This window comes from Rhizobium sp. WYCCWR10014 (assembly GCF_001657485.1).
Lineage (GTDB): Bacteria > Pseudomonadota > Alphaproteobacteria > Rhizobiales > Rhizobiaceae > Rhizobium.
The window spans coordinates 298,097-308,539 of sequence record NZ_LXFU01000025.1; the positions used below are offsets into that span (position 1 = coordinate 298,097).

General features: G+C 60.5%; 9 protein-coding genes, 1 tRNA gene and 1 riboswitch. Of the genes, 3 read left to right on the forward strand and 7 right to left on the reverse strand.

Annotation, left to right across the window (positions count from 1 at the left end):
* Positions 1-137: 137 nt before the first annotated feature.
* Complete coding sequence (locus A6U98_RS06360; protein WP_064648676.1) at positions 138-1,322, reverse strand: O-succinylhomoserine sulfhydrylase; 1,185 nt, start codon at positions 1,320-1,322, stop codon at positions 138-140.
* 42 nt (positions 1,323-1,364) lie between these two features.
* Positions 1,365-1,443: riboswitch (SAM riboswitch) on the reverse strand.
* A gap of 73 nt (positions 1,444-1,516) precedes the next feature.
* Here A6U98_RS06360 and A6U98_RS06365 point away from each other — a divergent pair.
* Positions 1,517-2,611 (forward strand): 2'-deoxycytidine 5'-triphosphate deaminase, encoded by a 1,095-nt coding sequence (locus A6U98_RS06365; RefSeq protein ID WP_064648678.1) that lies wholly within the window; start codon positions 1,517-1,519, stop codon positions 2,609-2,611.
* A gap of 59 nt (positions 2,612-2,670) precedes the next feature.
* A tRNA-Gly gene (locus A6U98_RS06370) sits at positions 2,671-2,744 on the forward strand.
* Between the two features lie 131 nt (positions 2,745-2,875).
* On the opposite strand, the gene A6U98_RS06375 is transcribed toward A6U98_RS06370, so the two are convergent.
* From A6U98_RS06375 to A6U98_RS06395, 5 genes are read right to left on the reverse strand one after another with little or no spacing between them, the layout of a single operon-like run.
* Positions 2,876-3,385, reverse strand: coding sequence for a DUF995 domain-containing protein (locus A6U98_RS06375; RefSeq protein ID WP_064648680.1), 510 nt, complete (start codon positions 3,383-3,385; stop codon positions 2,876-2,878).
* Positions 3,386-3,403: 18 nt separating this feature from the next.
* A complete protein-coding gene (locus A6U98_RS06380) occupies positions 3,404-4,342 on the reverse strand; it encodes a glycosyl hydrolase (RefSeq protein WP_064648682.1) in 939 nt (312 codons plus the stop codon).
* Between the two features lie 19 nt (positions 4,343-4,361).
* Positions 4,362-6,269 carry a glycosyltransferase family 2 protein gene (locus tag A6U98_RS06385; RefSeq protein ID WP_064648684.1) on the reverse strand — a complete coding sequence of 636 codons (1,908 nt, stop codon included), beginning with the start codon at positions 6,267-6,269 and terminating at the stop codon, positions 4,362-4,364.
* Positions 6,266-7,252: a UDP-glucose 4-epimerase GalE gene (gene galE / locus A6U98_RS06390; RefSeq protein ID WP_064648686.1), complete on the reverse strand. Its 987-nt coding sequence runs from the start codon at positions 7,250-7,252 to the stop codon at positions 6,266-6,268. The genes A6U98_RS06385 and galE overlap by 4 nt, the downstream gene beginning before the upstream one ends.
* A complete protein-coding gene (locus tag A6U98_RS06395) occupies positions 7,252-8,298 on the reverse strand; it encodes a UDP-glucuronic acid decarboxylase family protein (RefSeq protein ID WP_064648688.1) in 1,047 nt (348 codons plus the stop codon). Before A6U98_RS06395 ends, galE begins: the two co-directional genes overlap by 1 nt.
* 354 nt (positions 8,299-8,652) lie before the next feature.
* Here A6U98_RS06395 and A6U98_RS06400 point away from each other — a divergent pair, with 354 nt between their 5' ends.
* Positions 8,653-9,801, forward strand: a complete 1,149-nt coding sequence (locus tag A6U98_RS06400; protein ID WP_064648690.1) for an AraC family transcriptional regulator — start codon at positions 8,653-8,655, stop codon at positions 9,799-9,801.
* Between the two features lie 67 nt (positions 9,802-9,868).
* On the opposite strand, the gene A6U98_RS06405 is transcribed toward A6U98_RS06400, so the two are convergent.
* Positions 9,869-10,147, reverse strand: a complete 279-nt coding sequence (locus A6U98_RS06405) for a hypothetical protein (protein ID WP_003556229.1) — start codon at positions 10,145-10,147, stop codon at positions 9,869-9,871.
* Between the last annotated feature and the right edge of the window lie 296 nt (positions 10,148-10,443).

The following is a 10,443-nucleotide window of genomic DNA, read 5'->3' on the forward strand; positions in this document are numbered from 1 at the left end:
TTTCGATCGTTAAGCCTAATTGTCAGTGTTAATTTCGGTTCGGAACGCCCCGGCGGGCGAACTTGTTCCCCCCCCGGTCTCACCTTGGTGAGGTCCGGCCGAACCCCAGATGAGGTCCGGCCGCCTTTATCCCTAAATCAGGCCGAAACCTTGGCAAGCGCCCGCGCGAAATCCTCGATCAGGTCGTCGGTATCCTCGATGCCGGCCGAAAGGCGGACCGTGCCCGGGGAAATGCCGAGTTCGGCGCGCGCCTCATCCGTCAGGTTCTTGTGCGTCGTCGTCGCCGGATGGGTGATCAGGCTCTTGCTGTCGCCGAGATTGTTGGAGATCTTGACGATATCGAGCGCATTCTGCAGCGCGAAGGCCGCATCCTTGCCGCCCTTCAGCTCGAAGGCGACCAGCGTCGAGCCGCCGGTCATCTGCTTGGCGATGATATCGGCCTGCGGATGGTCCTTGCGGCCGGGATAGATCACCTTGGCGACCTTGCCTTGCTCGGCCAGGAAATCGGCGATCTTCGCCGCATTCTCGGTCTGCTGACGCACGCGCAGCGGCAGCGTTTCGATGCCCTTCAACAGCGTCCAGGCATTGAACGGCGACATCGCCGGGCCGGTATGGCGGAAATAGTCGTGCAGGTTCTCGTCGATCCATTCCTTGTCGGAAAGAACGACGCCGCCGAGGCAGCGGCCCTGTCCGTCAATATGCTTGGTGGCGGAATAAACGACGATATGGGCGCCGAGCTCCAGGGGCTTCTGGAAGAGCGGTGTCGCAAAGACGTTGTCGACGACGACCTTGGCGCCGATCTGGTTGGCGAGCTTGGCGACGCCTGCGATATCGATCACTTCGAGCGTCGGGTTGGTCGGGCTTTCCAGGAAGAACACCTTGGTCTTCGGCGTGATCGCCTTTTCCCAGTTCGCCAGATCCCGGCCGTCGATCAGCGTGCAGTCGATGCCGTATTTCGGCGCCAGCGTCTCGACGACCCAGCGGCAGGAGCCGAACAGGGCGCGCGCGGCGACGATATGATCGCCTGATTTCAGCTGGCAGAGGATCGCCGCGGTGACGGCGGCCATGCCGGAAGCCGTGGCGCGGGCGTCTTCAGCGCCTTCGAGCATGCACATGCGCTTTTCGAACATGTCGTTGGTGGGGCTGCCGTAGCGGGCGTAGATGAAGCCCTCCGTCTCGCCCTTGAAGCGGGCTTCGGCCGCCTCCGACGTCTCATAGACGAAGCCTTGGGTGAGATAGATTGCCTCGGACGTCTCGCCATATTGCGAACGCAGCGTGCCACCGTGGACGAGTTGGGTTGCCGGGCGCCAGGTCTTGCTCATGCCATCACCTTCACATAACAAAAAAACCGGTCGCAAAAGCAGACCGGTTTCAACCCGGTCTTTTTAGCCACTTGTTTAACGTGGCTGCAAGCCGACCGGCCAAATCACCACGGGATAATTCTGCAATACTGCTGTTAGCTGCTTGCGTCAATTCCCCGAGTTTGGTTTTGTCGGCGGCAAATGATGGATGAGGCATGATGGCTCGCGAAACGGGAATTCTGGCGGATCGCGCGATCTCCGCGCTGTTCGAAACGGGGCGTCTGATCTCCGAACGGGAGCTGGACCGCGACCAGATCCAGCCGGCAAGTCTCGACCTGCGCTTGGGCGCCAAGGCGTTTCGCGTGCGCGCCAGCTTCATGCCCGGCCCCTCGCACCTGGTGTCCGACAAGCTCGACCGGCTGAGCCTGCACGTGATCGACCTCTCCGAGGGCGCGGTGCTCGAAACCGGGTGCGTCTATATCGTGCCGCTGATGGAGAGCTTAGCGCTGCCGGCCGACATGTCGGCCTCGGCCAATCCGAAGAGCTCGACCGGGCGCCTCGATATCTTCACCCGCGTCATCACCGATTACGCCCAGGAATTCGACAAGATTCCATCAGGCTATGCCGGCCCCCTCTATCTCGAAATCAGCCCGCGCACCTTCCCGATCGTCGTGCGCCGCGGCTCGCGCCTGTCGCAGATCCGTTTCCGCGTCGGCCAGGCGCTGCTCGGCGAGCCGGAACTCTTGAAGCTGCATGAAAGCGAGACGCTGGTCGCCAGCAAGCTGCCCAACGTATCAGGCGGCGGCATCGCGCTGTCGATCGACCTCGCCGGAGACAAGGACGGCCTGATCGGCTATCGCGGCAAACATCACACCGCCGTCGTCGATGTCGACAAGAAAGACCAGCACGATATCTATGATTTCTGGGAACCGCTCTATAGCCGCGGCCGCAACGAGCTGATCCTCGATCCCGACGAGTTCTATATCCTCGTCTCGCGCGAGGCGGTGCACGTGCCGCCAGATTATGCCGCCGAAATGACCCCCTTCGATCCGCTGGTCGGCGAATTCCGCGTCCATTATGCCGGCTTCTTCGATCCGGGCTTCGGCCATGCGCCTGCCGGCGGCCGCGGCAGCCGCGCCGTGCTTGAAGTGCGCAGCCACGAAGTGCCCTTCATCCTCGAAGACGGCCAGATCGTCGGCCGCCTCGTCTACGAACACATGCAGGAAACGCCCGCCAGCCTCTACGGCTCCGGTCTCGGCTCCAACTACCAGGCCCAGGGCCTGAAGCTCTCGAAACATTTCCGCATCTGAGGCGTTGCATGCGGCGCGACTTGACAGCCGCCCCTATCTGTTGGAAATCTCGTATCGTCGCGGGTGTAGCTCAATGGTAGAGCAGCAGCTTCCCAAGCTGAATACGAGGGTTCGATTCCCTTCACCCGCTCCAGCTGACCCTCAGGCCGTTCGCCGCCTTTTGAAGGCGCTTCGCGATCTTTTATGAAAAGGGTTGCGCGCAGGCATCGGCTCCTACAAGGAAACAGATGGCGCCTCGGCCGCGCGCAACCCCTAGCTTCGCCTTTATTTGGTCTTACTGACGCTCGTCTCAATCCTCCCCAATTGAGAGCTCACGTAGTCGCCGTGGCGAAGCTTAGCGAATTCGTCGGTGGCCTGTGTCTGTGCGCTCTTGAAAACGTACCATTCACCGTCCGGTTCGCGTTTCTGATAGATCAGGCCGCCCTTCTTGCGGTGGCTGAAGCAGGTGATTGCCGTCGCCGTTCCGGTCTTGGCGTGCCAGTCGGCGTTGAAGCAGAGTTTACCCGTCTCCGTGATGAACCAGCGGCCCATGCCGAAGGACGGCGAGCCATTTTCCCGCGACCAGGCGGTAAAGCGACGCGCCTTTGCGGAGAAGTAGCCGGCGCCGGCTTTCCACATCCACGAATTCTGGTTGTAGAGCCGATAGATTTCCGCGCTGCTCATCGGTTTTGCGGTCTCGATCCCCGCAGGCTCATTGGTTCCGGCCGCGGATGCGCCCGTGGCGATACCGCTGGTCAGGGCCACGGCCAGGAGCACTTTTTGAAGCATGAACATGGTCAGGTTCCTTCTTGTTCAATTGATGCTTTGGCGGACGATCCGCCAGTCGGGGCGGCCATAGCCGTCCGGCCACGGATAGACTTCACGGTCGTTGAAGTAGACAACGGCGCTCAGGGCCGGGAACTGGGGATAGCGTTTCGTTACGCTCTCAGCCCAGCTTCGCACGAAGGGTTCGTCGCCCTCGTAGCCGAGTTCGGCAACCATGATGGGCTTGCCGTAACCAGCGACACGCGCGTATCCGGGCGCAAGGTGCTCGGCAAACGTCTGGTCGCGGCCAGTCTTGTCCCTGTCGTATTGCTCCAGGCCAAAGACCGAGAGCCCGATGAGATCGACGACATCGTTACCGGGATAGAAGGCTTGAAGCCCCTCATTGCCCTTCGGTGACCACATGTATTTGGCCGTCTTCAGGTGGACCTTGCAGACATCCACCATCCGGCGATAGGCTTTGACATAATCGGCGCCCTGCCAATGCGACCAGGAGAACTGGCTGTCGGTTTCGTCCATTTCCTGTCCCCAGCGAATGATGACCGGACTTTTCAGCTTGGCAGCAGTCGAGCAGACGGCGGCCATGTTCGCATCGCGCGAACCGTCCAGGATGCTGTGCAGCAGTTCCTGCGAGGTTTGGCGCCAATCCGGTGACCAGGTCCAGGGCTCGACCGAGATCAGCAGGGTGCGGCCACGCGCTTGCGCATAATTGTCGGCGACGGCGAGCGTCTGGAGATCGACATCTTCCCAGGGCAGGAAGAGGTGTTCGATCTTGGAATCGGACGAGGCGCCTAAATCTCCGTGCGGATCATAGGCGCCGAACGTGATCGACTCCTTCGTGATGACCGGCATTTTGGCCGGCGGCGCAATGGACGATGTCGTCATTGCAAGCGGCTGCCCTTCGGCAGAGCTGCCCAGAGCGGTCGGCAGGATCGCGACTCCCGACAGCAACAGGCCGGTTAACGACAACAGGGCTATTTTGGATGGGCTATGCATTGTGTACTTCCTCCACGCTCGGCCGCACATCCGGGTGAGCGGCATCGGTTCTCAGTTGGATCTCCTCCGGATCGGAAATCCATCGTGGTTTGAAAAAGATCGTGCGCAGGGCGGTCCCGCCCCGGCCTGCACCGGCGACGGCATAGCGCTCTTCGAACAGCTGCAGGCGGCCGCTGCCCCAGGCGAGTGCCTCGGTCGCATCCTTTCCGCGCATGACGGTTGCAACCCCCGGCAGCGCGACGAGCGCAACAAGCACGGTCGCCATCGCCGGACGGTAGAAACGCGGGGCCGCCGCAACGGTATTTTCCTTCGAATGGCGCCCGACGATGACCAACAGCAGCGCGCAGTAGATCGCCGCGTTCAGGACGGTAAAGAAGTAACCCCCCTTGGAAGCGCCGGCATCGTCGATTGCCAGGGCGGGCAATACCGCCATGAGCGCCAGCAAAGCGTAGGGCGCCAGGACACGCACCGGCAGCAGATCGACTTCGGACCGCCCTTTCGGCGTGACGCGGAAATCGACGAAGGAGCCTGTCACAAAATCGTGCACCGCAGCCAGCGTGCCAGCGAGCGCCCAGGGCCAGCGCGCGAAGAGAAAGAGCATGCATTCCCAGCTCAGGATCTTGGCGTCGTAGGGGCGGAAAGAGCTGCTGGCGCGCCAGCGATAGGCCATCACCACGAGAGCGATAGAAAGCGGTGCGAAATGCGCCAGGAAATCGGGATAGGTCACCGTCACGAAGTTCTGGCCGCGCACGAGCGCGATGATCGGCAGCGCAAACATGAGCAACATAAAGAACGCAAAAAGCGGATACCAGAGTTGCGAAAAGAGGAACTGGAACTTGAGCCGGGGCGGCAGCCGGCCGACGAGGCTCGGCGAATACCGCAACAGCACCATGACCAGGCTGCGCGACCACTGGAATTCCTGCGTCACGAGGTCGCTGAAGGTTCTGGGGCCGTCACCATGGGCGATAGCATCCAGCGCATGCACCCCCCGCCAGCCATCGGCATTCATCATCAATGTCGTCGAATGGTCTTCAGCCAACTCCGGACCGAGGCCGCCGATCTGTTTGAGGGCGACGGTACGCACCGCGTAATGCGACCCTATGCACATCGGCGCCAGGCCGCCATTGTAACCGGCTTGGAGCGAGCCATGCATGCTGGCCTCGGCATAGAGCCTTCCACGTGCCGACCAGCTTTCGGAAGCGTTCTTGTCGCAAATGCTGGGGGCCGAGACATAGCCGACCTTTGGATCGGCGAACGGACGCAGCATGTGGAAGAGATAGTCGGGCGCGGGAACATGATCCGCATCGAGTTGCGCCACGAAATCGTAGCGGCTGTAGCCGTAGTGGTCGTAGAAGAAGGCGAGGTTGCCTTCCTTGCACCGCGTGCGTCGGGGCCACGACGTCCGATGATAATCGGATCGTCCCTTACGGGTCGAGACGAGGACCCCGTGTCCGGAGCACCAGTTGAGAGTCTCGGGGGAAGGGTCTTCGTCGGCAAGCCAGGTGTCGTGTTCCACCTCCTGGGCAAGCATTGCCAGCAGGGTTTCACTGACGACCGAGAAGGGTTCCGCCGGCGCCTTGGTCACGACCATGGCCACTCGACTGCCTGCCGGCAGGCGCAAGGGACCGTTCGGTCTTGCCGCCCGATAGAAGACGACGATGAAATAGGCCGGCAGAGCGGTAACCCAGGCAAGAACGAGGCTCACCGTAATTGTGCCGAAAGCATCGACGTGATGGCGCGGCTCCAGCCACCAGATCCAGAAATAGGCGAAGGCGCAGGCCCATACGGCCGCCAACAACAGATATTCGGCCCGCCGACGTCCAGTCAGAACCGGGACAAGAAGCGGCTCGTGAGAGGGGTCCGGAGCATGCGTCGCTTGGGTAATCGCAAGTTCGGTCACGCGCGCGCCTCCAGTCCGAAGAACGGAGCCGCCGTTCGCACGATGGTTTCGAGGTCTGAATATCGAGGCTGGAAGTAGAGCGTCTCGCGGGCCAGGCTGGCGTCGGCGTAGAGGCTGGGCGGATCGCCCGGCCGGCGTGGATGGATGACGACCGGGACTTCGCACCCGGTCGTTTCCTGGATCACGCGCAGGACTTCCCTGATGGAAAAACCCCGCCCGGTGCCGAGGTTGACAGCGAGGTTTGCTCCGCCTTTGGCGAGATGGGTGAAGGCCTGAACATGGGCGCGCGCGAGATCTGCGACGTGAATATAGTCCCTTATGCAGGTCCCGTCAGGGGTGTCGTAATCATCGCCGAATATTTCCAGGTGCGGAATCCGGCCGGCCGCGGCAAGTAGCGCCCGCGGAATGAGATGGGTTTCCGGAACGTGCCATTCGCCAAGCTCGCCGTCCGGATCGGCTCCACAGGCATTGAAGTAACGCAGGGCAACATACCGCAGGCCGTAGGCCGCCGAATAATCGGCGAGCATATGCTCGAAGATCAGCTTGGTCTTGCCGTAGGGATTGATCGGAGCCTTCGGCAACGTCTCATCGATCGGCAGCACGGAGGGGACGCCGTAGACGGCACAACTCGACGAGAAGATGACGTTCTGAAGCCCTGTCTGCCGGCAGGCATCGATAAGCGACAATGCACCACAGACATTGTTGTTGTAATATTTCGCTGGGTTTTGCACGGACTCGCCCACATAGGCCGAGGCGGCAAAGTGGATGACGGCATCGGGAGCATATTTCTCGATGACCTCGATCAGGCATGACGTGTCGAGGACGTCACCTTCGACGAAAGGGCCCCAGCGCACGGACGAACGGTTTCCGGTCGTAAGATTGTCGTAGACGACAGGCTCAATCCCCTCCGAGCGGAGGAGCTTGGCGGTGTGGCTGCCGATATAGCCGGCACCGCCCGTGACAAGGACCCGGGGCGTATCCATCAGACCGTTTCCAGTTCGCGTGCCGGACGGGTGAGAAGGCCATCGAAATAGTCGATCGTCTGACGCAGGCCGCTCGACAAGTCGATCTTCGGCCGCCAGTCGAGTTCCTGCATGGCAAGCGAAATATCGGGGCGACGCTGACGGGGATCGTCAACCGGCAGAGCGCGATGGATGATTTGCGACCGGGAGCCGGTCAATCCGATCACCTGCTCGGCCAATTCCCGGATCGTGAATTCGCCCGGATTGCCGAGATTGACGGGCCCCGTCAGCGACGACGGTGAGGCCATCATGCGGACCATGCCGCCGATGAGATCATCGACGAAACAGAACGAGCGGGTCTGCGAACCGTCGCCATATATCGTGATGTCTTGCCCCGTCAGGGCCTGAACGATGAAATTCGAGACAACGCGGCCGTCGTCCGGACGCATCCGCGGGCCGTAGGTGTTGAAGATGCGGATGATCTTGATCTCGACGCCGTGCGTTTTGTGGAAGTCGAAGAACAGCGTCTCCGCGCATCGCTTGCCCTCGTCATAGCAGGAGCGGGGTCCGAACGAATTGACGTTGCCCCAGTAGCTTTCGACTTGCGGGTGGACGTTCGGGTCGCCGTAGACTTCGGAGGTAGATGCCTGAAGGATGCGTGCGCTGGTGCGCGCGGCCAGCTCCAGAAGGTTGAGGGAGCCCAGCACGCAGGTCTTTGTCGTATGGATCGGATCGGCCTGATAATGCGGGGGTGATGCCGGGCAGGCGAGGTTATAGATCTCGTCGACTTCCAGATCGAGCGGGTGGACGACATCGTGGGCGATGACATTGAAGCGATCGACTCGCCTCAGGTGGGCGATATTGCGCCGCATGCCGGTGGAAAAGTTGTCGAGGCAGATCACCTGGTGTCCAGCGGCCAAAAGCGTCTCGCACAGATGTGATCCGAGGAAACCTGCACCGCCGGTGACAAGAACTCTTTTGGGAGCACCAGATATTCCGGATGAATTATTTGCATCACGAGCCGAAGTTTGCAAACAGCGCGCACGAATCCTGCCAAGATAGTTCACAACCACCTCCCGTGTTTTCAGATTTTGCTGTGGGATCTTCGATCTTTACTTCGCTATCCCGCGAAACTAAGTCGTTCGATCATGCGAATATTTTATTCGTCCGGTTTTTCTTTTGGAAAGTACCGATGTTTATTTAGATACAGCTAAAGGAGGCTATTGTCGTTATCCTCGCGTCCTAGAAATTATCGCTCCGTACATTTCAGAGCGAAAAGGAATATGATAAGCAACTTATGGAGGTGACTGTTCGAGCGCTTGCGCTTTTTCAGACGGAGTTCTGCGGAGATTTCAGCCGCAAAAACAATTGCTTTTCTCAATTTCCATGGCTCGGGTCGAGTTATGCGCTGGAGGAATTGGATGGCTACAGGGTCTGAATCCGACGATGATCCTGCCGCGGAACAGGAACGGCCGGCGCATATGGAGCGGCGGCGCTGGCCGCGTGAACCGGCCATGCGCAAGGAACGCCCATCCCATGCCTCCCCTGCACTCGTGCCGCTGCGATTCTCGACGCAGGACCTGCCACCGGCAGAACAATTCCAGGCCTGGCAGGAACATATGGCGCCGCTCGTGGATGTTCATCTGCCGGAGGGGAAGTCACCGGAAGACGGGTTCCTCGCAGAGCAGATCGGCTGGCATCTCGGCGATATCCTCATCGTCCAGCAGCGCGCGCATGCCCACAGATATATCCGCGATCAGGCCATGCTTCGATCGAGCCCCATCGACCATTGGAATGTCGGCCTGCAGCGCAGCGGCCAAGCCTGGACCGAGGTCAACCGTCGTGTCACCGAGACCGCTGCCGGCGAGATACTTTTCATGTCTCTCGGCAGCCCCTATCGCGGACGGATGACCGATACCGAAGCTTTGCTCGTGTTCCTGCCGTATGAGCTGCTGGCTCGCGACGCGAGCCTTCTCCAGAGCGCCGGCAACACGGTTCTTTCGGGCAGCCACGCCGAGTTGCTCACGGGCTATCTCACGGGCCTCGAAACGAACCTCGGCAATCTGACGATAGAGGAAGTGCCCCGGATCATCCAAACCATCGGCGATATGGTCGTTGCGGGCGCCGCGTCGTCCACAAGGACTGACACCGGTCAAAACCAGACCAACATGGGACTGATGGAGCGGGCGCATCGCTACATTCACGTCAATCTCCATTCGGAAAACTTGACACCGGACATGATGTGCCGCGCGTTGGGGATTTCGCGCACGCGGCTTTACCAGCTGTTTGAGGCGAACGGAGGCGTGCTCAATTATATTCGCAAGCGGCGATTGCTGCAGGCCTATGCGGACCTCAGCAATTCGGCCGACCACCGGCCGATTTCAGAAATCGCAGAAGCCGCCGGTTTCGAGGTCGCCGCCAATTTTACGCGCGCCTTCATCCACGAATTCGGGCTGAGCCCGCGTGAAATCCGAAGGACGATGGCAACCCAACAGCGGCCGGCCCCGGCCATCCGCTCGACGCGGCGTTACGGAAAAACGATCGGTGATTGGCTGGCCCTGACTGGTTGATCCGGCTCGGGCTGAAATCCAGACTCGAAGTGCCCGCTCCATCTCCCGCAAACCACGCAGACCAAGCCTAATCCCCGAAGAACCGGATCGGCTTGTATTGCCGATGCGCGATGATCAGGCTCCGGTCGGGCTGGATGATGTAGGTTTCCTCCACCTGCCGGCCGTACTGGTCGATGAAATCATGCGGAAAGGCGGAACCAACGGGCGATTTGGTGAGTTTGGTGCGCGGTTGACCGCTATAGGTAATGCTGCCGGGGATGGGTTCGAGGCCCGGGCCGCTGTAGCTGACGGTATTGCATCCCGCGAGAACGAGCGTGCCGACGAGGCCGATGATTGCAGGTTTCATGTCCATCCCTCCCAATGCCGCGAATAGTGTCACTCTACGCCTTGCCGGAGAGAGTTCACGACACGAATGCCCATGCCGCTCTTCAATCCTTTGGGAAGCATTCCCGGGGCGTCGTGAGCGAGCGGCCGGACACGACATCCACCTATGGATATTAGGGTGAGAATCCCGTTCCTCCAGATGCGCCGACCCATCCATTGCCGAAACCGGCGTCGTCTGCTAGAGTCTGTCAGCGCTAATCGGAATCGTGTGGAGAGATTCCCTTGCCTTTGATTTTGTGATTCAAGATCGTTGCTGGT

Bases quoted from the DNA above. Each gene is read 5' to 3' on its own strand.
- A6U98_RS06360 (WP_064648676.1), bottom strand. From the start codon at position 1,322: ATGAGCAAGACCTGGCGCCCGGCAACCCAACTCGTCCACGGTGGCACG.
- A6U98_RS06365 (WP_064648678.1), top strand. From the start codon at position 1,517: ATGATGGCTCGCGAAACGGGAATTCTGGCGGATCGCGCGATCTCCGCG.
- A6U98_RS06375 (WP_064648680.1), bottom strand. From the start codon at position 3,385: ATGTTCATGCTTCAAAAAGTGCTCCTGGCCGTGGCCCTGACCAGCGGT.
- galE (WP_064648686.1), bottom strand. From the start codon at position 7,252: ATGGATACGCCCCGGGTCCTTGTCACGGGCGGTGCCGGCTATATCGGC.
- A6U98_RS06400 (WP_064648690.1), top strand. From the start codon at position 8,653: ATGGCTACAGGGTCTGAATCCGACGATGATCCTGCCGCGGAACAGGAA.
- A6U98_RS06405 (WP_003556229.1), bottom strand. From the start codon at position 10,147: ATGAAACCTGCAATCATCGGCCTCGTCGGCACGCTCGTTCTCGCGGGA.